At 72.8% G+C, this 22090-nt stretch carries 20 protein-coding genes; 6 read left to right on the forward strand and 14 right to left on the reverse strand.

All coding sequences use genetic code 11. The features are described 5' to 3' along the window. The first annotated feature begins 71 nt into the window (after positions 1–71). Complete coding sequence (locus LXT23_RS00720; RefSeq protein ID WP_253978093.1) at positions 72–1580, forward strand: TraB/GumN family protein; 1509 nt, start codon at positions 72–74, stop codon at positions 1578–1580. Positions 1581–1588: 8 nt separating this feature from the next. On the opposite strand, the gene LXT23_RS00725 is transcribed toward LXT23_RS00720, so the two are convergent. Genes LXT23_RS00725 through LXT23_RS00780 form a run of 12 tightly spaced genes read right to left on the reverse strand, consistent with a single transcriptional unit; the run spans position 1589 to position 13255 of the window. Continuing rightward, positions 1589–2485 (reverse strand): MerR family transcriptional regulator, encoded by an 897-nt coding sequence (locus tag LXT23_RS00725; RefSeq protein WP_253978094.1) that lies wholly within the window; start codon positions 2483–2485, stop codon positions 1589–1591. 15 nt (positions 2486–2500) lie between these two features. Continuing rightward, a complete protein-coding gene (locus LXT23_RS00730) occupies positions 2501–3370 on the reverse strand; it encodes a MerR family transcriptional regulator (protein WP_253978095.1) in 870 nt (289 codons plus the stop codon). Further along, positions 3367–4044, reverse strand: coding sequence for a lysophospholipid acyltransferase family protein (locus LXT23_RS00735; RefSeq protein ID WP_253978096.1), 678 nt, complete (start codon positions 4042–4044; stop codon positions 3367–3369). The genes LXT23_RS00730 and LXT23_RS00735 overlap by 4 nt, the downstream gene beginning before the upstream one ends. After that, positions 4041–4391, reverse strand: a complete 351-nt coding sequence (locus tag LXT23_RS00740; protein WP_253978097.1) for a lycopene cyclase domain-containing protein — start codon at positions 4389–4391, stop codon at positions 4041–4043. Before LXT23_RS00740 ends, LXT23_RS00735 begins: the two co-directional genes overlap by 4 nt. Continuing rightward, positions 4388–4774, reverse strand: coding sequence for a lycopene cyclase domain-containing protein (locus tag LXT23_RS00745; protein ID WP_253978098.1), 387 nt, complete (start codon positions 4772–4774; stop codon positions 4388–4390). Before LXT23_RS00745 ends, LXT23_RS00740 begins: the two co-directional genes overlap by 4 nt. Continuing rightward, on the reverse strand, positions 4771–5898 hold the full coding sequence (locus LXT23_RS00750; RefSeq protein ID WP_253978099.1) for a glycosyltransferase: 1128 nt from the start codon (positions 5896–5898) through the stop codon (positions 4771–4773). The genes LXT23_RS00745 and LXT23_RS00750 overlap by 4 nt, the downstream gene beginning before the upstream one ends. Beyond that, positions 5895–6818 (reverse strand): carotenoid 1,2-hydratase, encoded by a 924-nt coding sequence (locus LXT23_RS00755; RefSeq protein ID WP_253978100.1) that lies wholly within the window; start codon positions 6816–6818, stop codon positions 5895–5897. Before LXT23_RS00755 ends, LXT23_RS00750 begins: the two co-directional genes overlap by 4 nt. Then, positions 6815–8272, reverse strand: coding sequence for a phytoene desaturase family protein (locus LXT23_RS00760; RefSeq protein WP_253978101.1), 1458 nt, complete (start codon positions 8270–8272; stop codon positions 6815–6817). The genes LXT23_RS00755 and LXT23_RS00760 overlap by 4 nt, the downstream gene beginning before the upstream one ends. After that, positions 8269–9594, reverse strand: coding sequence for a hydroxymethylglutaryl-CoA reductase, degradative (locus tag LXT23_RS00765; RefSeq protein WP_253978102.1), 1326 nt, complete (start codon positions 9592–9594; stop codon positions 8269–8271). Before LXT23_RS00765 ends, LXT23_RS00760 begins: the two co-directional genes overlap by 4 nt. Positions 9595–9601: 7 nt before the next feature. Beyond that, entirely contained in the window at positions 9602–10612 is a 1011-nt protein-coding gene (locus LXT23_RS00770) for a phytoene/squalene synthase family protein (protein WP_253978103.1), read from the reverse strand. After that, positions 10609–12162 (reverse strand): phytoene desaturase family protein, encoded by a 1554-nt coding sequence (locus tag LXT23_RS00775; protein WP_253978104.1) that lies wholly within the window; start codon positions 12160–12162, stop codon positions 10609–10611. Before LXT23_RS00775 ends, LXT23_RS00770 begins: the two co-directional genes overlap by 4 nt. A 7-nt stretch (positions 12163–12169) precedes the next feature. Next, complete coding sequence (locus tag LXT23_RS00780; protein ID WP_253978105.1) at positions 12170–13255, reverse strand: polyprenyl synthetase family protein; 1086 nt, start codon at positions 13253–13255, stop codon at positions 12170–12172. Positions 13256–13522: 267 nt separating this feature from the next. On the opposite strand from LXT23_RS00780, the gene LXT23_RS00785 reads away from it, so the two are divergent. The 4 genes from LXT23_RS00785 to LXT23_RS00800 all read left to right on the forward strand — a co-directional run bounded on the left by LXT23_RS00785 (position 13523) and on the right by LXT23_RS00800 (position 16695). Then, positions 13523–13957 (forward strand): hypothetical protein, encoded by a 435-nt coding sequence (locus LXT23_RS00785; protein ID WP_253978106.1) that lies wholly within the window; start codon positions 13523–13525, stop codon positions 13955–13957. Further along, entirely contained in the window at positions 13954–14859 is a 906-nt protein-coding gene (locus LXT23_RS00790; RefSeq protein WP_253978107.1) for a TIGR01777 family oxidoreductase, read from the forward strand. The genes LXT23_RS00785 and LXT23_RS00790 overlap by 4 nt, the downstream gene beginning before the upstream one ends. A gap of 10 nt (positions 14860–14869) precedes the next feature. After that, a complete protein-coding gene (locus tag LXT23_RS00795; protein WP_253978108.1) occupies positions 14870–15931 on the forward strand; it encodes an alpha/beta hydrolase-fold protein in 1062 nt (353 codons plus the stop codon). 164 nt (positions 15932–16095) lie between these two features. Further along, positions 16096–16695, forward strand: coding sequence for a hypothetical protein (locus tag LXT23_RS00800; RefSeq protein WP_253978109.1), 600 nt, complete (start codon positions 16096–16098; stop codon positions 16693–16695). Between the two features lie 183 nt (positions 16696–16878). On the opposite strand, the gene LXT23_RS00805 is transcribed toward LXT23_RS00800, so the two are convergent. After that, the gene (locus tag LXT23_RS00805; protein ID WP_253978110.1) at positions 16879–18144 is read right to left on the reverse strand and encodes an SMP-30/gluconolactonase/LRE family protein; all 1266 of its coding nucleotides are present in this window, start codon (positions 18142–18144) and stop codon (positions 16879–16881) included. A 118-nt stretch (positions 18145–18262) separates the two neighbouring features. Continuing rightward, positions 18263–18910, reverse strand: coding sequence for a hypothetical protein (locus LXT23_RS00810; protein WP_253978111.1), 648 nt, complete (start codon positions 18908–18910; stop codon positions 18263–18265). 37 nt (positions 18911–18947) lie between these two features. Here LXT23_RS00810 and LXT23_RS00815 point away from each other — a divergent pair, with 37 nt between their 5' ends. Continuing rightward, the gene (locus tag LXT23_RS00815; protein WP_253978112.1) at positions 18948–21986 is read left to right on the forward strand and encodes a HEAT repeat domain-containing protein; all 3039 of its coding nucleotides are present in this window, start codon (positions 18948–18950) and stop codon (positions 21984–21986) included. Positions 21987–22090 lie beyond the last annotated feature (104 nt).

Raw genomic sequence — 22090 nt, forward strand, 5'->3', positions numbered from 1 at the left:
GGCGGGCCCGGCGGAAGCCGCGTGAGGGCCAGGTGTGGCACGCTGTGCCCCTGGGCCTCACGGAGGACGCGATGCGCTGGTACGGATGGATGGTGGGACTGCTGTGCGTGGCCTGCGCGACGTCCGGGCGTGGGCCGGGGACCACCGTCGACGATGACGAGGGCGTGGGCCCCGCGCCGAAGGAAGAGACGGTGTACCGGGTCCCCGCGGCGGACGCGATGATGGTCGTCCGGCAGCTCCTCGAGGAGCAGCGCTACGACGTGCTGGAGCGGGAGGACGGGCTGGAGATGTTCTCCTCCGCCCACGAGCCCGGCTTCAACCACCCGGGCTCGCGCTCCTTCGAGCGCTACTACGTGAAGGCGGTACCCGTGGCGCCCCGGCAGACGGTGGTGCGCGTGTTCCGGCTCGTCTACAACGAGCAGAGCGACCTGGTGGAGACCTCCATGCGCGGCATGGGCTCGCGCGCCAGGGAGCTGCTCCTGGCGGAGGAGTCCCACCCCTTCGACGCCAACAAGACCTACAAGACCGCCCCCAACATGCAGGGCAACCGGCTGATGGAGCTGGACGACCCCTTCAAGGACGCGCCGGGCATGGAGCGCTTCCGGATGGTGCGCGGCGGCAGAGATTTGGAGATAGAGCGCAAGCTGCTCCAGCGCCTGGAGATGGTGCCCTCGCTGGAGATGGTGGGCGGCAATGCCTCCGTGCCGGCGCGCTCCCTGGTGCTGAAGGGGTGGGCGGAGGCCGGCGAGGAGGCTCCGGCGTCCCAGGCAGAGTGCGGCGCGCCACTGGCCGGCGTGGAGCCGCTGCTCGCGAAGGGGGGCACCGTGCTGCTCGCGGACCCGCTGGGCACGCGCGAGCTGCCCGCCGCGGCCCTGCGGATGATGTGTGACGCGGCGGCGAAGGGCCTGGCGGTGACGCTGGCCGTGTCGCAGCCCGCCGCCGAGCAGCGGCTGCTGGACGCGTACCTCGCCAGCGCGGGGACGTCCCAGGACGCGCAGGAGCTGCTTGGCGGCAGCTCCTTCTGGCGCCGCGTGCACCAGGACGGGCGCAGCAGCGGCGCCATGCTGTGGCTCGTCGAGCAGGCCCGCCGGCTGCGCGCCGCCGGCCATGCCGTGTCGGTGGTGGCGTTCGACGCGGACCAGGGCAAGGGCAACGAGCGCGAGGCGCAGATGGCGAAGCACCTGCTGGAGCACCGCGCGAAGCACCCCGACGCGTGGATGGTGGTGCTGGCCGGTGGCACCCACGTGCGCACCGCGAGCGTGGACTGGGACTCCGGCTTCGAGCCGATGGGCGCGCGGCTCGCCAAGGCTCGTCCTTCCGTGCGCGCGCTGGACGTGGGCTTCACGCGCGGCACCCAGTACTCCTGCCGCTACACCGTCTGGGAGGACGTGGAGTGCGAGGTGTTCGCCATCAGCCCCACGAAGCAGGCGCGGCACATGACGGACATCCCCGCTGGCGTGAAGCTCTACCCCGAGGCCCATGAAGAGGGCTTCCACGGGCGGCTCTACGTGGGCGCGCTGAATGCCTCACCGCCGGCACTGCAGGGAAGCTCCAGCACCGCCTCGGAGGGTGGGCAGTAGCCCCGGCGTCATTCCACGAGCCGGAGCCAGTCGTCCTCATCGGAGAACACCTGCGCGCCCAGGCGCACGCACACCTCGGGGTGCGCACGCGCGGCGGGGCCGCCCACCCAGAGGGGCACGCCGTCGGGCAGCGCCTCCACCACGCGCGCGAGCGTGTCGTGAAACACCTCCGGGCCGCGGTCATTCACCGCTGATAGCCCCACCAGGTCCGGCCGCAGCGCCGCCACCGCGCGGCCCAGGTCCGTGGCGGGCATGCGCTGGCCCAGCAGCGTCACCCGCACCCCCGAGTGCCGCAGCCGCAGCGCCACGCCCAGCAGGCCCAGCTCGTGCTCCTCGTCCGGGAAGCACGCCAGCACCGCGTGCCGGCGCCCGCCGTTGGGGGCCGCGTGCAGCAGGCTCACCAGCCGCGCCCGCACGACCTGCGTCACCAGGTGCTCCTGCGCCACCGTGAGCTGGCCCGCGTGCCAGCGCTCCCCCACCTCGCGCTGCAGGGGCGCCAGCACGTCGTCGAAGGCCCGCAGCGGGGGCAGCGCCGCCAGCACCTCGTCCACCACGGCGGACACCCTGGGCTGGTCGTAAGCGCGGGCCGCGGCCAGCGCCACCGCCAGCCACGCGTCCACGTGGGCCCCCGGGCCGCCACTCACCTCGGGCGTCAGAGACTCCGAGTCCAGCTCCGCGAGCAGCTGCGGCAGCAGCTTCGCCGCCTCGCTGATGGCCACGCCCTCGTCCGTCAGCTGCTTCAGCCGCCTGAGCAGCGCCACGTCCCGGTCCGTGTAGACGCGGTAGCCGGACGACGTGCGCCGGGGGGTGAGCACACCATAGCGCCGCTCCCAGGCCCGGATGAGCTCCACGCGGACTCCGGCGAGCTCGGCGGCGATGTGGATTCGGTAGGTGCGCTCGGCCATGTCACGGTGGGAGGGTCAGGTTCGACGGTTCTGCGAGTTGCGCACCTGGTTCCAGATGGCGACGAGCTCTTCCGCGGACTCCGCGTACTGCGCACCCAGCGTGAAGAGCGTCTTCAGGTGCTCGCGAGCGCCGGAGCCTCCTACCACGACGGGGAAGGGGGCGCAGGCCCGCAGCGCATCCCCGAGCACCTCCAGGAACTCGTCCGGCTCGCGCCGGCGCACGAAGGACAGCGCGACGATGTCCGGCCGCAGCTGGGTGCAGGCGCTGTGCAGCGCCTCGGCCGGCGTGTCCGCGCCCAGCAGCGTCAACCGCCAGCCCCGGCGCTTGAGGTGGACGCCCAGCGCCAGCAGGCCGCCCTCGTGGTGGTCCCTCGCCGGGCAGGCCAGCAGCACGCGCGGTCCGTCCACCGCGCCCTCCACGCCCTCCAGCACCTGGCGCAGCCGCTGGCGGATGAAGGCCGAGGCCAGGTGCTCTCGCGCGATGTCCAGCCGCACGCCCATCTCCCGCAGCAGCGGCATGAGGAAGCGGTCGCAGTACGCCTCCACGTCCATGGCGGACTGCGCCTCGTCCAGCACGCGCGTCACCTCGTCCCCATCCAACACCATGACGGCGGACCAGAAGCGCTCGTTGAGGCGCTCGGGCTCGGGCAGCTCCTGGAGCGGCGTGGCGCGCACCTGGGCAATGGCCTCGCTCACCGACAGCCCGTCCTGCTGGATGAGCCGCGCCACGCGGCGGATGGCCTCCACCTCGTCGCGCGTGTAGACGCGGTAGTTGTTGCCCTCCGTGCGGTGCGGGCGCGGGAAGCCGTAGCGCCGCTCCCACGCGCGCAGGGTGGCCTCGCGGATGCCCGTCAGCCGGGCAATGGTGCGGATGCGCAGCGTCATCGCCCCAGCCCCCGGGCCGCGTCCCAGCGCTCCGCGACGCCGCGCGCGCCGGACACCTTCTGGGTGAAGCCCTCCAGCGATGTCACCGCCGCCACGCGCTTCACCACCGCCTCCAGCCCGTCCTGGAAGAGCGCCAGCGGGCCCGGCGGGTGCGGGGTGCCCACCTCCAGGAGGACGTCCGGCCGCTCGTGCTCGAAGAAGGCGTAGCGCACGCCGATGGGCACGCACTCCACCTTCGACACGCGCGCCAGCAGCTCCACGCCCCGCTCCAGCCGCAGCGGCAGCACGCCGAAGGGCCGGTGCTCCCCCTCCGGGAAGACGTACAGCGCGGCGCGCGGCCGGCGCAGCAATTCCTTCGCGTAGCGCAGCGACTCCACGGAGGACACCGCGTCCTTGCGGCGGATGCTGAACGCGCCGATGCGCGCGAGGAAGCGGTAGCGCCGCAGGTTCTCCTCCTCCATGAGGCAGTAGCTGTCCCACCCCGCGGCCCGGCCGAGCTGGTGCAGCATGAAGCCGTCCCACCAGTTGGAGTGGTTGAGGTACACGAGCCTGCCCTCGTCGCCCGCGGGCAGCGTGCCGCGCACCCACAGGCCCCGGAACGCCGAGCGGAACTTCTGCCCGATGTACGCGTCCAGCGCCCACCCGAAGGGGCCTCCTTTCGCCGCGCGAATCAAGACGCCCGGGCCTCCCTCACCAGCGACACCAGCGCGGTGAACAGGGCCAGCCCCAGCGACACCAGGATGCTGGTCAGCAGGAAGAAGAGCACCTCCTCCAGCGGCACCAGCCCCAGGTACACGCCCAGGTGCTTGCCCTCACCGAAGTTCCAGATGCCCGTGGAGATGGCCAGGTGGTCCGCCACCGCCAGGTACACGCCGATGACGAGCGCCGGAGGCAGCACCGCCTTCAGCACCGCGCCCGAGCGCTCCTTGTAGTGGCGCACCAGGATGACGAGCTGGAAGAGGATGAGCGGCAGCGTCCAGGCCAGCAGGTGGATGAGGTAGGCCCACTTCGTCTCCATCATGGCGACACCTCCCGGGCCGTCAGCTCGCCGCCGCGGGAGGGCGCCTCGCCGCGCGCCGGCTTGGAGACGGCGGGCTCCTTCGCCAGCGCGCGCGCCAGCCGGGCCCGCGCCCACAGCCCCACGAGCAGCGTCTGCAGTCCGAAGAAGAGGTACTCCTCCAGCGGCAGGTACCCCAGCTTGATGCCCCAGATGCGCTCCGGGTCGAAGCCCCACAGGCCCCACTTCACCGCCAGGTTGTCCCAGGGCGACGTCGCCGCGTAGACGACGACGAGCAACAGCCCCATGGGCGCCAGGCTCCACGCATTGAAGGTGCGGCGGTAGCGCCACATCAGGAACAGCACGGGCAGCACCACGAACAGCCCGAGGAATCGCGCGTAAGTCATCCCGGTCCTCCACTCAGCTCGGGCAGCACCCGTACCATGCGACCTCCCGGCAGCAACGCGTATGTGCGCCCCCGCCAGGTCACCGTGCCCTGCTGCCACAGCGAGCACGCGAAGGCCGCGAGCAGCAGCACCTCACCTGCCAGCCAGTCCGTCAGCGCATACGGCAGGCCCGTGTCCCCGGTGGGCGCGGGCGTGCTGAGCGCGGCCAGCCGCAGCGCCAGCAGGGTGCGCACCGCCACCAGCACGGCCACCGCGCACGCCAGCAGGGGCGAGCCCAGCACCAGGGCCAGGAGCACCAGCGGCAGCGTGGGTGTGAAGAGCAGCGGCACCGTGGGGTACAGCCCGGGCCGGTGGCTGGACAGCACCTGCATCCACCGCGTGAAGCGCGCCAGCGGCGTGCCCCAGGACTCCACCGCGCCAAGCGGCACCACGGCGGGCGCGGTGCTCAGCGCCACGTCCAGGCCGAGCGCATGCAGGCGCTTGGACAGCTCCAGGTCCTCGCCGATGTGGTCCGCCAGGCCCTTCAGCGCGGACATCGCCACGGGAGACAGCCCCAGCGCCTTTCCGCAGACGGCCTTTGCTCCGGCGCTCATGACGTCCAGCGCGCGGAAGCTGTGGTGCGTGTAGCGCAGCAGGCCCGCCATGGCGCGGCTGGCGCCGTCCTCGGGGCCCACGGGCGTGGGGGCCGCCGTGCTCAGCGCCGCGCCCGCGGCCACGGGGGCCGCCAGTCCCTCCACCAGCGCGCCCGTCACCGCGACGTCCGCGTCCACCGCGAGGACGATGCGGCCTTCCGTCTGGAGGACCTCGAGCGCGTAGAGCAGGTGCCCCACCTTCCGGTTGGGCGTCAGCGGGTCGCTCGGCAGCCAGCGCACGCCCGGGGCGAGCCGGGGCCGGTACGGTGAGACGACGACCTGCTCCAGCGGCCCGGCGTAGTCAATCAGGAGCGCCAGGTTCTCCAGCTCGCGCGGCGTGGGGGCGTCCACCGGGCGCAGGAGCAGCACCGGAGGGTGTGCGCGGCCAGGGACGGGCTTCGGCCTCGGGCGCAGCAGCCGGGCCAGCGCCACCGCGCTGAAGCCCGTGGCCATGACCGCCCACGCCAGGGAGATGAGGACGGGCGGGCTCATGCGGCCCGTCCCATGCGCGTGCGGAAGTGCGCCATCCAGCGGATGAAGGGCGAGTGGAAGCGGCGGAAGTCCGCCACCTCGCCCATCGAGTCCAGCGCCCCCTGCCGCGCCTCCAGCCGCGCGTAGAAGGGCGACGACTCCAGCAGCCGGGGCTCGCCCACCAGCTGGTTGCCCGCGTGCAGCCGTGACGGCACGCGCAGGCCCCAGCCGGTGATGTTGGTGGGCCGCAGCTCACTCGTGAGGCCGCGCTCACAGCGCACGCCTCCCTCCCCCGCCACCACGCGCAGCGGTGCCACGCCATCCGGCAGGTGGTAGTCCACCACCGTCTCACCGTGCCGGTGCGTGCGCGCCCAGTGCCAGCCGGACAGCCGCGCCCCCAGCAGCTCATCGCCGTGGTTGGTGTCGTGGTAGCCCAGCCCGTCCGCCTTGATGCCCAGCGTCGGCACGTCCAGCCTGGCCTGCGCGCGCGGCGCCAGCGCCTGCCAGTAGTGCGGCAGCTCCGGCATCAGCTGCACCACCTCGCCCACGGGCGTCATCGGCTCCAGCGTGAGGCTGGCGCGCACCGGCCGGCCCCAGGGCGCCGTCCAGTCATCCACCTCCATCCGCACCGTGCCGCCATCCCCGTACGTCAGCGAGGAGCGGCCGATGCGCAGCCGGCCCGGTGACTCCACCTCCGCCCGCGCGTACTCGCTCAGCACCCACAGCCGGCGCACGCCCTCGTGGTACAGCGCGAAGTTCACCGCGCTGTGCTCCACCGGCCGCCCGCCCCGCCGCGCCGCCACCGAGTAGCGCGGCGAGAAGAGCGAGCCCAGCATGAAGATGCACACCGCGCTGAAGGGCCCCGCGGTGACGTCGGCGTAGAACCAGCGATAGGCGCCCGCCTCGTCGGGGAGCGCGGCAAGATGTCCTGGCGGTCTCATGCGCTCCTCCGAAGGTGCTGCGATGCCATCTCCGCCGCGAAGCGCCCCGACAGCATCACCAGCGGCACCCCTCCGCCCGGGTGCGTCCCTCCGCCCGCGAAGAACAGGCCCGGCGTGCAGCCGCGGATGCGCGGCCGGCGGAAGGGACCGAACTTCCCGTGCGGAAGGAAGCCGTAGATGGAGCCGCCCGGAGCCCCCTGCGCCGCCAGGTCCACCGGCGTGCGCTGGCCGATGACACGCGTGCGGCCCCGCAGCTCCGGGAAGTGCTGGTAGAGCTTCTCGAACATCTGCGCCTTCGCCCGCTCCGCCCCCAGCTCCCAGCCGCGCGCCGCCTGCTCCGCCCGCGCCTCGCCCACGGGCAGCGCCGGCGCATTCACCATGACGAACACCCCCGTGCGCCCCGGCGGCGCCATGGTGGAGTCCGTCGCGGACGGGTTGCAGAAGTACACCGTGGGGTCCGACGCGAGCTGCCCGCTGAACAGCTCGTCGAACTCGCGCCGGTAGTCGCCGCCGAAGAGCACCTGATGGTGCGGCAGCACGGGACGGCCGTCCACCTCCAGCAGCAGCACGAAGCCGGACAGCGCCAGCGGCTCGTCCACCCGGCGCAGGCTCTCCAGCGGGTCCGCGTTCACCACCACGCTGTCGTACGGCTCCGCCTCGCCCTGGGGGCCCACGCGGTAGCCGCCGCCGGTGCGCTCGAAGCGGGCGCGCGTGTTGAGGTGCACCGTCACGCCCTGCCGCCGCACCGCCTGGCCCAGCGACTCCACCAGCGCGCCCACTCCGCCGCGCGCGTGGTGCACGCCGAAGGCATGCTCGATGTGCGGAATCAGCGCGAAGGCCGCGCTCGCCTCGTAGGGCGAGGCGCCCGCGTACGTGGCGAAGCGGCCCACGTACTGGTGCATGTGGTCCGTCTTGAAGTGCCTCAGCGACAGGTCATGCAGGGTGCTCATCTTCATCCCCGCCATGACGGCGCCCACGCCCCGCCGCGCCACCCGCGTCATGAAGCCGGCCATGCCCTCGAAGGGCGCCTCCAGGTACGGCTCGCCCGCGGCCCGCCAGATGGCCGCGGCCTCCTCGTAGAAGCCGCGCACGCCGCGCCGCTCGCTCGGCCGCAGCTCGCACGCGCTCTCCGCCATGCGGTCCAGGTCCTTGTACGCAGTGAAGCCGCACCCGTCCGAGAAGCGGTAGCCACACTGTGGCTCCAGCTCCGTGAGCTCGGGCATCAGGTCCGCCGCGTCCAGCCGCTCGAAGGTGCCCCGCACCAGCTCCGGCAGCGTCAGCAGCGTGGGCCCGGTGTCCAGGGTGATGCCGTCCACGGTGACGGCCTGGGCCTTGCCGCCCAGCGAGGCGCCGCCCTCGAAGAGCGTCACCGCATGCCCTTCCTTCGCCAGCAGCCCGGCGGCCGTGAGGCCCCCGATTCCACCGCCGACGACCGCGACGCGCATGGCCTTCATCCCCGGGCCTCCTTCCGCCGCGCGACTTCCGCCGCGAGGATTTCCCGCGCCCGCTCCGGCCGGTAGACGCGCTCGTGGGCCAGCCGCTCGGCGACGATTTCGATGAGCTCGCCCCGCGCGCCCGCCTCCGCCGCCACGCGCCGCGCGTGCAGCGCCATGTGGCCCTTCTGGATGCCGTCGGTCGACAGCGCCTTGAGCGCCGCCAGGTTGGTGGCCAGCCCCGCCGCCCCGGCCAGGGCCGCCAGGTCCACCGCCCCCGACACCCGCGCCAGCTTCAGCGCCCGCTGCACGCCCGGGTGCGTGCGCGCCGCGCCGCCCGCCGTGGACGTGGCCAGCGGCATCAGCAGCTCGCCCTCCAGCGCGCCATCCCCACCCGCGCGCCACGTGGTCAGCGGCCGGTAGCCACCCGAGCGCGCCGCCCACGCGTGCGCCCCCGCCTCCACCGCGCGCCAGTCGTTGCCGCACGCCACCAGCACCGCGTCCACGCCGTTCATCACGCCCTTGTTGTGGGTGACGGCCCGGTACGGGTCCAGCTCCGCGAAGCGGTGCGCCGCCAGGATTCCGTCGCGCACCGCCGCGCCGTCCGTGAAGCCGTCGGACACCAGCGCCGACACCGGCACCCGCGCCCGGACGTGCACCTTCCGGCGGTCCGCGAGGTTGGTGAGGATCTTCAGGCCCGGCCGCGCCCCCGTCAGCGCCGCCAGCCTGGGCGCCATGCCCTCCGCCACGGAGTTGACGCAGTTGGCGCCCATCGCATCCCGCGTGTCGATGTGCAGATGAACCACCAGCGTGGTGGCGTCCAGCACCCGCACCTCCAGCTCGCGCGTGCCGCCGCCCCGCTCGCACATCGCGGGAATCAGCGCGTCCGACTCCGCCAGCAGCAGCGCCAGGTGGGCGTGCAGCGCCGCGCGCGCGTCCTCCAGCGATGGCACGTCCAGCAGCTCCACCTGCGCGGTGGTGATGGGCGGGTCCGCCTCCACCGTGAAGCCGCCGCTCTCCGCGCACAGCCGCGCGGCGTAGGAGGCCGCGGCGATGATGGAGGGCTCCTCCACCGCCATGGGGATGAGCCGCTCGCGGCCGTCCACCACGAAGTTGAGCGCCACGCCCAGCGGCAGCCCGTGGATGCCGACGACGTTCTCCACCATGGCGTCCGCGCACGCCTCGTCGAAGCCGGCGAGCCCGGCCAGGCCTTCCGCGTCCTCGGGCGTCACCCAGCGCGCCTCCACCAGCCGCGCCCGCCTCCGCTCCGGGGACTGGCGGTAGAAGCCCGACAGCCGCGAGGTGCGCATCACTTGAAGAGTCTTCACGCGGTCGTCGCTCATGGTGTCCTCACCCTCCCGTCCCGGTCGGCAGCAGCGGCATCCGCACCTCGCCCCGGGGCACCGGCAGCACCGTGCCGGGCCGCACGAAGGCCGCCGTCGCCAGCGCCAGCTTCCGGCGCGTCGTCACGTGGGCCCGCGCGCTGAACACGTCGTAGTCGCGCGCCTCGATGTCGCGCAGGATGTCGCCGTAGATGGCGCCCATCAGCCGCACCATCCGCTGGCTGCCGAAGCCGGTGAGGTAGTGCACCCCGGCCGCGGCCTTCGCGTAGTACGCGCGCGAGCGCTCCACCTGGAACCGCATGAAGTCCCGCCAGCGCCCGTCCACCACCCCGCGCCGCAGGTCGTCCTCCGTCAGCCCGAAGGCGGCCAGCTCCTCGGCGGGCAGGTACACGCGGCCTCGCTCCAGGTCCTCGCGCACGTCGCGCAGGATGTTGGTGAGCTGCATGGCCCGGCCCAGGTCCGCCGCCGGCTGCGCCGCCTTCACGTCCGCGCAGCCCAGCACCGGCGTCAGCATCAGCCCCACCACGCCCGCCACCCGGTAGCAGTAGAGGTCCAGCTCCTCCCAGGTGGAGTAGCGGCTCTTCGTCAGGTCCATCTCCATGCCGGAGATGAGGTCCTGGAAGGGCTGCTCCGGAATCCCGTAGTGGCGCACCGTGTGCTTCAGCGCGGCGAACTCGCCCGCGTCCCACGGCGACTGCGCCTGGGCCGCCATCAGCCGCTCGGCCGGAGAGCCCAGCTCCGTGGACGCCAGCTCCGGCAGGGGCAGGTACACCTCCGCCACCATCTGCCGCGCCTTCGCCAGCCGCACGGACAGGTCGATGGGCACCACGTTCTCCCCATCGCCATCCACCAGGTCGTCCAGCCGCCGGCAGAAGGCATAGAGCGCGAAGGCCGCCTTCCGCCGCTGGCCGAAGAGCAGGTACGAGGCGAAGAAGAAGCTCTTGGCGTGGTGGCGCGTGACGTCCTTCGCCAGCCGGTAGCCCTGCTCCACGAGCTGCCCGTCGTCGTGCGAGTTCATGCCGCCACCTCTTCCAGCTTCGCGGGCTCGCCCGCGCGCGGGGCCAGCGACACGCCCGCGTCCCGGGCCCAGGTGAGCAGCCGCTCGGTGACGAGCCGCGCGGAGATGAGCACCGTGGGCAGCCCCGTCCCCGGCTGCGTGGAGGCCCCCACGAAGAAGAGGTTCTTCACGCGCGCGTCCTGGTTGGCCGGGCGGAAGGGACCAATCTGCGTGAAGTTCTGCGCCAGGCCGAAGGCGCTGCCGCGCGCCAGGTTGAAGGTGGACGCCCAGTCGTCCGGGGTGAAGATGCGCTCCACCTCGATGTCCGACTCGAGGTCCGGGAAGCCCAGCTCCGCCAGCCGTGCGAAGACCTTGGCCCGCACCTTCGGGCCCTCCTGCTTCCAGTCCACGCCCGGGTTCTGGTGCGGCACCGGCACCAGCACGTAGAGGGCGTCCTTGCCCTCGGGCGCCAGCGACGCATCGGTGCGCGTGGGCGCGTTGACGTAGAAGCTGGGGTCTTCCGGCACTCGGAAGCGCTCGAAGATGTCGTCGAAGGAGCCCTTGTAGTCCCGGCCGAACACCACGTTGTGGTGCCCCAGCTCCGGGTACTTCCGCTTCATGCCCAGGTACAGCATGTAGCCGCTGGACGTGTAGCGCAGCTTCTCCTTGCGCTTGAGCGTGGTGGCCTGAGGGTCCAGCAGCTTCTCGTAGGCGTAGGGCAGGTCCGCGTTGCACAGCACCGCGTCTGCCTCCACCACCTCGCCGCCCGCCAGGCGCACGCCCGTGGTGCGCCCCCCGTCGGTGAGGATGCGCTCCACCGGCGCGCCGTAGTGGAAGCGCACGCCCTCCTCGCGGGCCAGCCGCTCCAGCGCGAGGGGAATGGCGTACAGGCCGCCCTTGGGGAACCAGATGCCCACGCCCAGCTCGGTGAAGGGCAGCAGGCCGTAGACCGCGGGGGACGCGAAGGGCGACACGCCCAGGTACATCGTCTGGAACGTCATCGCCGCGCGCAGCCGGTCGTCGCGGAAGTAGCGGCTGACGTCCGAGTACATGCGGCGGTGCGCGCGCACCTGGAAGATGCGGGCCAGCACCTTGGGCGAGAAGTAGTCGGAGATGCCGTCGTAGTTGCGGCCCACCAGGTGGTCCAGCGACGTGCGGTACTGGACGCGCCCCTGCGCCAGGAAGGCGAGATAGCGCTCGTAGCTGCCGGGCTCGATTCGCTCCAGCTCGCGTCCCATGGCGCACAGCTCGGACGTGAAGGTGACGTCAGAGCCATCCCTGAAGTGCACGCGATAGTTCGGATCGCACTTCAGCAGCGTCAGGTAGTCCTCGATGCGGCGGCCGAGCGCGCGGAAGGTCTCCTCGAACACCTCCGGCATCAGCACGATGGTGGGACCGATGTCCCACGTGAAGCCCTCTGCCTTCAGCCGGTTGCACCGCCCGCCCGGCCCGTTCGTCTTCTCGAAGACCTGGACGTCGAAACCCTGGTGCGCGAGCCGGGCCGCGGCCGCGAGCCCTCCGACGCCCGCGCCCACCACCACCACCCGCCTGCCCTGCATCCGTGCACTCATGGCTTCCTCAAGCGGCGCGACGCGCCAGGCGGGCGATGAGGGCGTCCAGCAAGTCCCTCACACCGTTGGGATTGGGCAACGTCTGCAGCGCGCGTCGCGCGGCGCGCGAGGCCCGGTCCACCATGCGCTCACACGCGGCGCGGCCTCCGCACTCCTCTACGAGCGCGCGGGCCCGCGCCAGGGCGGCCTCGTCCTTGCGCTCCACCGGCAGCGCCCACAGCGCCTCCAGCTCCGCGCGGGCCGTGGTGCCGGCGCGCGCATAGGCGGCCAGCACCGGGAAGGTGCGCTTGCCCTGGACGAAGTCACCGTCCGCGGCCTTGCCGGCCACGTCCGAGTTGCCGAAGAGGCCGATGAGGTCGTCCCGCAGCTGGTAGGCGAGCCCCACGTGGCGGCCCACGCGCTCCAGGCCCTCAATCAGCTCCGGCGTGGCGCCGCCCAGCATGGCGCCGCACACCAGCGGGGCGCAGAAGCCGTAGCGCGCCGTCTTCAAGTAGGCCACGCGCAGCGTCTGGAAGAGGGTGACGTCCGCCAGCGGCGCGCGCCCCAGGTCCAGGTCCAGGTACTGCCCGGCCGCGGTGTGGCGGCACACGCCCAGGTAGTACTGCACCACCCGCGGCACGCCCTTCAGGCCGGAGGAGAGCATCGCCTCCAACGAGCGGGCGAAGAGGTGGTCCCCCACGACCACTGCCAGGTCCTCACCGGGGCGCCCGGGGGCCAGCAGCCGGTGCAGCGCGAGCCCTCCACGCCGCAGCTCCCCCTGGTCCGCCACGTCGTCGTGGATGAGGAGGAAGGTGTGCAGCAGCTCCAGCCCCGCCGCGAAACGCCACAGCTCCGAGGGAACCGCCGTGGTGCCCCTCGCCAGGCTGTGCCCCGCCATGACGAGCGCGGGACGCAGCCGCTTGGCCGGCCGCAGCGTGTACGCCCGGGCCTGCACCATGGCCCGCGTCCAGCGAGGGTCCAGATTGGCCTCATCGGGAAGCTCGAAGAGCTCCCCGAGGGCGGCCTCCACTTCCGTCTGCACGAGCTGCAGCCAGGCCTGCTCCAGAGGAAGCGCGCCGACCCCCGGCCGGGCGTTGCGAAGCGTGAGAGCCATGCGGCGATCCTCCGAAGTCCCTGTTCCTGCCACCGCTAGAGGTAGCGTTTGCGTCCAGAGCTTGTCAAGGGTATGTCTAAGGTTTGCAAAAGCCTTGTACACAAGGGTCCCCTCATGAAGATGTGGATCGCGGGAGCGTTGGCAGTGTCCCTGGCGGCCGGGAATGCGTACGGCTCAGCCCCTGGTCCGTTACCAGTCCCCGTCGACGCGACGTTGCGCACGTCCGGCGGCGAACGGGTCCAGCTGTCCAAATGGAGGGGCAAGCCGGTGGTCCTCTTCTATGAGGACAAGGACTCCACCGGGCTCAACGCGACGCTGAAGGAGACGCTGTTCGAGCGGGGCAAGGCGCGCGGCCTGCTGGACGCCGCCTGGGTGGTGGCGGTGGCGAATCTGCAGAAGTTCGACTTCTTTCCCGCCCGGCAGATTGCCCTCTCGTACGTGCGGGACGAGGAGAAGAAGGCGGGCGTGCCCATCCTGGTGGACCTGGACGGGACGCTGGGCGCGGCGCCGTGGGAGCTGCCGATGAAGACGTCCAACGTGCTGCTGCTGGACGCGGCGGGCGCCGTGGTGTTCCGGCACTCGGGCCGGATGAAGCCCGAGGAGCAGGTGGCCTTCTTCGCCACGCTGAGCCGGCTGGTCGGCGTGGACCTGAACGGGAGCAGCACGGCGCAGGCTCCCAAGGCCAAGGAGTCCCGGCCGTGAAGGTCGCCCTCACCGGCGCCACGGGCTTTTTGGGGCCCGGGCTTGTCCAACGTTTGTTGGCTCGGGGACACGCGGTGCACGTGCTCGCCCGAAACGTTGAACAGGCCCTGGGCAAGCTGCCCGGCGGGGTGACGGGTGCGGCCTATGACGCCATGAGGCCCCTGCCCCCGGAGGCGCTGGCGGGCGTGGAGGCCGTCGTCCACCTGGCGGGCGAGCCGGTGGCGCAGCGGTGGACGAAGGACGCGAAGCATCGCATCCACGACAGCCGGGTGGTGGGCACGCGCCAGCTGGTGGACGCGATGATGGACGCGGGCACGGTGAAGCGCTTCGTGTCTGCGTCGGCCATCGGCTACTACGGCGGCACGCGCGGGGCGGAGCCGCTGACGGAGGAGAGCGCGCCGGGGGACGACTTCCTCGCGCAGGTGTGCCGGGGCTGGGAGGCGGAGGCGCTGCGGGCGCGCGAGGCGGGCATCCGCACGGCGATAGTGCGCATGGGCGTGGTGCTGCACCCGAACGGCGGCGCGCTGCACAAGATGCTGCCGCCCTTCCGCATCGGCGCGGGCGGCCCGGTGGGCAGCGGCAAGCAGTACGTGAGCTGGGTGCACCGCGAGGACGCGCTCGACCTGCTGGCCTTCGTGCTGGAGCAGCCGACGCTGGAGGGGCCCGTGAATGCCACGGCGCCGGAGCCCGCCACCAACCTGGACTTCGCGCACGCGCTGGGACACGCGCTGGGGCGGCCGTCGGTGGTGCACGTGCCGGCCTTCATGCTCAAGGCGGCGATGGGGGAGATGGCGAAGGTGGCGCTGGAGGGCCAGCGCGTGCTGCCGAAGCGGGCGCAGGAGGCGGGCTTCTCCTTCCGTCACCCTGCTTTGGAGGCGGCACTCCGCGACCTGCTGACTTAGGTTGCGCGGCATGGACGCGAAGACGCTGGAGGCGAGGGCCCGCACCGAGGGGGGCCCCGTCATCGACGGAGACACCGCTACCTTTATATGGCGCGGGCGGGGGCCCGTGTCCCTCGCCGGAGACTTCCAGGACTGGCGGGGCCCGCCCCTGCCCTTCGAGCGCGTGGGCCCCGGGCTGTGGGCCCGCTCGTTGACGCTGCCGCGCGACGCGTATGTGGAGTACGCGCTCGTCGACTCGCGCGGGCAGCGGCAGAAGGACGCCTTCAACCCGCGCCTGTCCGACAACGGCTTCGGCGACTTCAACCACTGCTTCTACATGCCGGAGGGGGGCCCGCCCGACGTCCTCCAGCGCCCGCGCGGGTGTCCCCGGGGCAAGGTGACGAAGCATTGGGTGGAGACGGTGGACATGGCGGTGGGCGGCCGGCGTCAGGTGGCCCTTTACGCGCCGCCCGTGCACGGGCCGGTGCCGCTGATGGTGGTGCTGGACGGGGACGACTACCTGCGCCGCGCGAAGCTGCCGGAGGTGGTGGACGCGCTGATGGCGCGTGGCCTGATGCGCCCGGTGGCGCTGGCGCTGGTGGCCAACGGCGGTGAGGCGCGCAGCGTGGAGTACACGTGCAGCGAGTACACCGTGGACTTCCTGCTGCGGCGCGTGCTGCCGCTGGCGCGCGAGGAATTGTCACTGGTGGACGAGAAGCAGGAGCCCGGCGCGCATGCGGTGCTGGGCTCGTCCTTCGGCGGGCTGATGGCGCTGTTCGCGGGACTCCGGGCCCCGGAGGTCTTCGGGCGGGTGCTGGCCCAGTCGGGCGGCTTCGCCGTGGACGGGCGGGACTTCGTCGTCTTCGACCTGGCGCGGCAAGCGGCCCGCCGCCCGCTGGACGTGTGGATGGACTGCGGCCGCTTCGAGGTGCTCCTGGAGTGCAACCAACGCATGGCGCCATTGCTCGCCGCGTCGGGCCACCGGGTGGAGTACCGGGAGTACAACGGAGGGCACAACTACCCGGCCTGGCGGGACGACGTGTGGCACGGGCTGAGCTGGCTGTACCCCGTGAAGCCCGCCAAGCGCCGGTAGTTACAGCGGTTTCGAAGTGTTGGGTGGTGGGGGCCAGGACGTGCGGGAGCGGGCGGGAGGCCCCACCTTTCCGGTAGACGCAACTGGCGCTGGTTGCGCCCGATAACCCACATGGGAATCCCCGGAGCCCTGTCCGCTTCGGGTCCCCCTCCCTGGAGCACCCCATGTCGCGCATTGATGGTGGCAACCGCCCGTCCTCCCCCAAGGGCCCGATTTCCGAGCGCCCCGCGGCGGAGCGACCGGACTCCGGCACCGCCAGGGGTGCGCAGCCGGGGACGAAGGACGTCCAGACGCACCGCGCGGTGCAGCCGTTCCAGGGACGCAGCGACTTCGAGCCCTCCCGCCCCGCGCCTCGCGCCACTCCGGCCGTGAATGTCGCGGTGCAGCCGTCGCCCGCGGACGTGTCGGGCGCGGACGCGGAGCTGGAGCTGCTCTCCGAGTTCCCGGACCAGGCGGATGCCCAGGGCGGCCTCGCCTCCGCCATGCTCCACGCGCACGCGGATGAGCCCGCCTCGCAGGCGCGCATCGTCGAGCGGCTGAAGCAGGACGGCCGGCTGGAGGCCCTCTTCGGCGAGGTCTTCCGCGAGGGCAACCCGTACGTCGAGCAGCCGCACCGCACCGCCGTCGTCCGCGCGCTCGACACCGCGCTGGCGCGGGGCACGGTGACAGGTGAGGAGCTGCGGGCCTTCGCTCGCGGCGCCTATGCGCAGGAGTGGCGGCAGATTGGCTCCGAGCTGTCATCACCTGCTTCGAAGAAGCCGTAGGCGCCTTCCCTCTCCATGATGGCTCCCCGTCGACGCGGCCCCTGCGTGGGCCGGAAGGCGCCCGCGCCCGTGCGCGCCTCCGTGCCCCGGCATGCAGTGGGGGCACGCCTGCGTCCTCCGCCTCCGAGCAGGTGTGGCGGACGGATGCGGCCCGCGCGCCGGTCCGTGTAGGACTCGAGGCCGCTACTTGCCGAGCGCCACGCGCAGCAGCACGGGCGGGCGCAGGCGCTCCAGCGGCGGCAGCGCTCCGTCGGGGCCCACGTCACGCACGTAGCTGTTGGCGATGTAGACGAAGTGCCCGCCCGCCACGGTGCCGGTGGTGGGCGTGTCGAAGAGCGGGTTGCTGCCCTCGAGCACCTCCACTCGCTCCACCTGATCCGCGTCCCCGCCCAGGTGGAAGCGGACGATGCGCCCCCGGCCGATGCCGCTCTGCACGGCGACCAGGGAGGAGCCATGCGCGGAGAGCCCGTCCACGCCGCCCAGCGTCGCTCCGGCCGGAGCCTTCACGCGCGTCACGGCGCCAGACGCCGGGTCCACGCGCACGAGGCCCGTGTAGTGCGCCACGTACAGCCGCGCGCCGTCCTCCGAGAGGGCGATGCCGTTGGGGTAGATGAGCGTCCTCTCGGGCACCAGCGGCGTGAGCGACCCGGCGCCCGCGCGGAGCACCCGGACTCCGCCGGCCTCGCTGTCGGTGACGAAGACGTCTCCGTTGGCGCTGATGGCCAGGTCGTTGAGCAGGTGCGCCCCTGGCTGGCCATCCAGCGTCACCTTGCGCAGTAGCGCGCCGGTGCGCAGGTCGTACTGGAAGAGGCCGGTGCGCCCGCGCTCCGCCTCGGCGATGCCCTTCCCTCCGGCGGCGGCCTGACTGGCCACCCAGAGGTGCCGGCGCGTGGCGTCCACCTTCAGGCCGAGCACACTCCAGAGGCCATCACGCGCCTCGGGGATGAAGTCGCGCACACGGCCGTCCTTCTCCACCGCGACCACCTTGCGCAGGCGGATGCTGCCGATGAAGAAGGTGCCTGTCTCCGAGTCCCAGGCAATGCCCTCGGGGATGAAGTCGCGCTCGGAGAGGGTGAAGGCCGGCTCGCTGGCGAACACCTTCGCCTCGCGAGCGGCGATGCGGCCGGCCACCTCGCGGAACTCCGGCGTGGCGCTCCAGGCCTTGAAGTCCTTGGGCTCCGGCGCGTGGTCCCATTGCAGGGCGTCCAGCTTCTGGAGCCACTGCAGGGCCTGGGCGCCTTCGCCGCGCTCGGCGTGGCGCGAGGCCACGGCATAGAGCAGCACCCGGTTCTCCGGGTCGGCCTTCGACAGCTGCGTGAGTCCCTGGAGGAGGGGGTCGGCCGCGGGCGCGGGCACCTGCGCGGCGGGCGCGGTGGGCGCCGTGGTGCGGCAAGCGGGGGCGGAGAGGAGCAGGAACAGGAGCGCGCTTCGGAGCGTCGGGGCGTTCATCGTCGACCTGGGCAGGAGTCGCGGCGCGACGGGCTTTGGGGTGTGGGACGCCGCTCAACACGCGAGGCGCTGAAACGTTCCCATCACCTCGTCAGCCCTGGTGCTACGGCACGCCGGCTCATGTGCCGATGCGCGCGACCAGCGCACCGCGCACCGACTGGGCGATGGCGCGTGCGTTCGGGGACAGCTCCTCGGGCAGCCAGTAGTAGAGGACCCGGCCGTCGGTCTCCACGTGCGCGCGCAGGAAGGTGAGCCCGCCCGTCTCGGCGCGCTCGGGGCTCTTCGGCAGGCAGCGCCTGCACAGGCACGGCAGCTTCGCGTGCTCTTCGTGCGCGGTGAGGTTGGTGGGGCCGCTCAGGAGGCCATCGCCGCCCGCCGCCTGGAGGAACAGGGCCACGTCCGCGGCGGACAGGGCTCGCGGCGTCTGGAGGGACATGCCCAGTGCGCCCTTCGCGGCCTGGAGACCCTTGCCGGACTCGAAGCGAATCTGGGGGATGAGGCCCGTGAGGTCCGTGATGGGGATGCGGTTGGGCCGGCCGAGCCAGCCATCATCGTCCTGCCGGAGCCCTTCGAGCACGGCGACCAGCCACAGCTCCTCGTTGGGCGGACGCACGGTGACGAGGAACAGGCGCCCGCCCGAGGCCAGCGGCGCCAGGTGCTTGCTGTTGCTGCGGTACCGGTCCGAGGCGAGCACGTCGCCGGGCTTCTTGCCGGCCGCTTCCTTCTCGAACACCGCCTTGCTGATGATGGCCAGCATGTCGGGCATGTCGCGGAGTGTAACAGGGGACGTAGAGTCCGCGGCAATGCGCGACCTGGACCCCGCCCTGGTGCGGTTGCTCGATGAAGACGTCACGGTGCGGCGCGAGACGGTGGGTGACGTCGACACCTCCGCGCTTCCGGGACGCTACGCCCTGCGGCAGGCCCTGCTCGCGGACGAGGACGCGGAGGTCCGCGCCACGGCGGCGCAGCGGCTCGGTGGGACGCGGGACTCGCGCTTCACGCAGGCGCTGCTGGATGCGCTCTCCGACCCGATGCCGCTGGTGAGGGACAGGGCGTGGCGCGCGCTCGCTCGGCTGGGTGCGAAGGCGCTGCTGTCTCAGGCCGTGCGTGCGGTGCGTGAGGAGCCCGTGTGGTGGGTGCGCCGGGCGGTGGTGCGGGCCTCGGCCTCGGTGGCGGGCGCGGGTGCGCTGGAGGTGCTGCTCGGCGCGCTGGAGGACCCGTTCTGGCGCGTGCGACACGCGGCGGTGCAGGCGCTGGCGTGGATTGGGGCGGGGGATGCCGAGGTCCAGGAGCGTGTGCGGCGGTGGGCGGAGTCCGTGTCCCATGGGCCCGTGCGCTCGGCGGTGGCGTGGCTCGAGGCCGCGTGGAGTGAGGCGAGACCCACGCACGGAGGGGCTCCGCTGGCGATGGAGCTGCATCCGCTCGCGGAGACCTCGCAAGGCGGGGCGCTGAGTGGAGCTGTCGCGGCCACGGAGCGCGCTCCGCTTGCGGAGACCTCGCGCGGTGGAGAGCCACCGGACACGAAACAGCCTCCACTCGTGGAGCTCCCTTCGGGGCAGCTGCCATCCCTGGAGCGCGGGGATTCACTCGGCAACGAGGACCCAGCGGTGACCACCGCGCGGCTGGAGGCAACGCCCGCCTCGACGCTCTCCGCCCGCGAGCTGGTGGAGTGGCTGGGCGATCCGCATGAGCCCTTGCGGCACCTCGCGCGGCGCCGGCTCCGTGAGCGGAAGGACCCGGAGGCCCTGCTCCTGGCGATGCGCTGGCTGGATGAGCCTCGCGTGCCGCATGCAGCGGAGGAGGCCCGCACGCTGCTGGAGCGCATCGACGTGGAGGACGTCGAGCTCGCGTCCCGAATCCTCGAGGGGACACCCCGCCCGGGCGCCGTGGCGTGGGCCTCGCGCGTGGCGGTCCGCAGAGGCCATGCGGGACTCGTGGAGCGCGTCCGCCTCCTCCTGCGCCACCCGGAGCCCGCGCTGCGACGCGCGGCGCTGTCCGGCCTCGTCTACGACCCGGACAGCCTCGATGAGGTGCTGGAGGCGCTCGAAGACCCGGATGAAACGGTGCGCGAGGAGGTCCTCGCCGCGTGGCAGCGCAGGCCTCCGGCGCAGTCCACCGCGGAGGCCTTCGCCCTGGCGCTGGCGGCCTTCGCGCCTCGTGCCTCCACGGCCCGCGAGCGACGCGCCGTCGCGATGGCGGCCGTGTTCCTGGAGGACGCGGAGCTGCTCTTCCACGCGGCACGCGATGAGGACCCGGCCGTGCGCGCGGTGGCCCTGCGGGCCCTGTCCACGCTGGACCTGCTCACGGAGGCCGAGCGCGAGGAGGCCGCCACACACGAAGACCCGTGGCTCCGCGCCGCGGTGCTCGACGCGGCGTCCGCACCCCGAGCCTGCATGGAGGACCCGGATCCGACCTTGCGCCGGACGGCACTGGAGCTGCTGCGCGCCTGGCGCCGTCACACTGGGGACACAGCGAACCTGCTCACCGCCGTCCTCGCCTGCACCCACGCTCCGGACCCGTGGCTTCGCGCCCGCGCCGCCGAGCTGCTCGCGCCTTCACGCAGCCGCGAAGAGCTCCGTGCCCTCCTCCGCCTGTCACTCGACGCCGCCCCCATGATTCGCGCCGCCGCGGCCTCCTCGCTGGAGTCCTGCGACACGCTCGACGCACTCCTCGACGACCTCCTGCACGGCCCCACGCCGGAGCCCGACGAAGACCTGCGCACCTCTGCCTGGACGTGGCGCCTGCGCCTCGCGGACGCCTCCGCCTTCGACCAGCTCCGCACCGCCCTGCTCGCCAACACCGAGCCCGCGCGCGTCGTCTCGCACCTCGACGCCCTCACGCTCGTCTTCCCCGACGAGCTCCTCGCCTCCGAGCCCGCCCTCGCCCTCCGCCGCCCCACGCGCGCTCCCCAGCAGCGAACACCAGCGCCACCCCGCCCCGCCGTGCCACCTCGCGCCTCCTCGCGCCCGCTCGGCACCACGGGCCTGCACGTCTCGCCCCTCGTCCTCTCCGGCGCGCACCTCACCTCCACCCAGCCCTTCTTCGAGGCGCACGAGGCCGGCCTCACCACCTTCTTCTGGGAGCCGCGCTACGCTGCGCTCACCCAGTTCCTCCAGAACCGCAGACAGCAGCGCAGCGGGCTCGTCGTCGTCGCCGGCAGCTACCACTCGGGCCCTTCCGCCCTCCGGCGCGACGTGGAGTCCGCCCTCCGCCGGCTGCGCACCTCGTGGCTGGACGTCTTCCTCCTCTTCTGGGTCCGCTCCCCCGAGCGCCTCTCCGACGAGGACTTCACCGCCCTGGAGCAGCTGCGCACCGAGGGCAAGCTGCGCGCCTTCGGCTTCTCCACCCACCTTCGCGACCTCGCCCGCGACGCGCTCACCCGCCACCCGTGGCCCGTCGTGATGACCCGCCACAGCGCCGCGCACCCCGGCCCGGAGGCTTCCTTCCTCCCCGAAGCCCACGCGCGCGGCACCGGCGTGCTCACCTTCACCGCCACCTGCTACGGCCGCCTCCTCCAGCCCGCGCCCGGCACGCCCCCCGACGCGGTGCTGCCCACCGCCGTGGACTGCTACCGCTACTCCCTCTCCCAGCCCGGAGTCAGCGCGTGCCTCACCGCACCACGCAGCCGCCGCGAGCTGCACCACAACCTGGAGGTGCTCGCCCGCCCGTACCTGGAGCCGGACGCCCTGCCCGCCATGCGCGTCCACGGTGAGCGCGTGCGCGCCCGGAGCCGCCAGCTGGACAGCCTCGTGCGCCGCGCCCCGGGAGGCCCGCGTGACGCCCTGCTCGCCCTGCTGGAAGAGGACGGGCCGCCCGACGCCGGAGACCTTTCTTCCCCATGAAGGATGTGGTCAGCTTCACCGCGACTCCTGGGGCCGCGTGCAGCCAGCCTTCCGTCCGCGATGTCACGTCGCGGCTGCCTGTGACTCCCATTGAAGGACGAAGC

Origin of the sequence: Pyxidicoccus xibeiensis (assembly GCF_024198175.1) — a bacterium.
Classification (GTDB): Bacteria; Myxococcota; Myxococcia; order Myxococcales; family Myxococcaceae; genus Myxococcus; species Myxococcus xibeiensis.